This is a genomic window from Pararobbsia alpina (assembly GCF_902859895.1).
Lineage (GTDB): Bacteria > Pseudomonadota > Gammaproteobacteria > Burkholderiales > Burkholderiaceae > Pararobbsia > Pararobbsia alpina.
The window spans coordinates 1-643 of the sequence record NZ_CADIKM010000211.1; the positions used below are offsets into that span (position 1 = coordinate 1).

A 643-nucleotide genomic window follows, 5' to 3' on the forward strand; every position below is an offset into this window, starting at 1 on the left:
GGATCGAAGGTTATGAGCGCATCGCCGAGATGGCGCCGAGTCTGCCATCCGCGCGCTTGGTGTATGTGGCCGACCGCGAAGCGGATCTGATGGCGCTGATGGAGCGCGCACATGCGCTGGGTAACCCGACCGACTGGCTGGTGCGTGCCGCGCATAACCGCTGCCTGCCCGAGGGCGACAAGCTGTGGGAGCGCGCGACGCGCGGCGAAGCGGTGGGAGAAATCGCCTTCACGATGGCTGCGCGTCATGGCGTCAAGGCGCGCACGGTGCACCAGCGCCTGTGGCTGCAGCGCGTGGAGTTGCCGGCCAGCAAAGGCCAGTGTGTCGCTGCGACGTGCCTGGTCGCGCGCGAGTTTGACGCGCCTGCTGGCGTTAAGCCGATCGAATGGCGCCTGCTGACCAACCGCGTGGCGACCACGTTGGCTGAGGCGATCGAATTGATCGATTGGTATCGAGCGCGCTGGGAAATCGAGATCTTCTTCAACATCCTGAAGAACGGGTGTCAGGTCGAAGAGCTCCAGTTGGGCACGATCGAACGGCTCGAGCGCGCGTTGGCGCTGTTTCTGGTGGTGGCCTGGCGCGTGGCTCATTTGATGCGGCTGGGTCGAACCTGCCCCGATCTGCACGCACATCTGTTCTTCGA

Annotated in this window: 1 protein-coding gene; it reads left to right on the plus strand. The window is 64.5% G+C overall.

Annotated features, from left to right (window positions below):
* On the plus strand, positions 1–643 hold a 643-nt coding region (locus HV670_RS30325; RefSeq protein ID WP_175108589.1), incomplete at both ends, for an IS4 family transposase.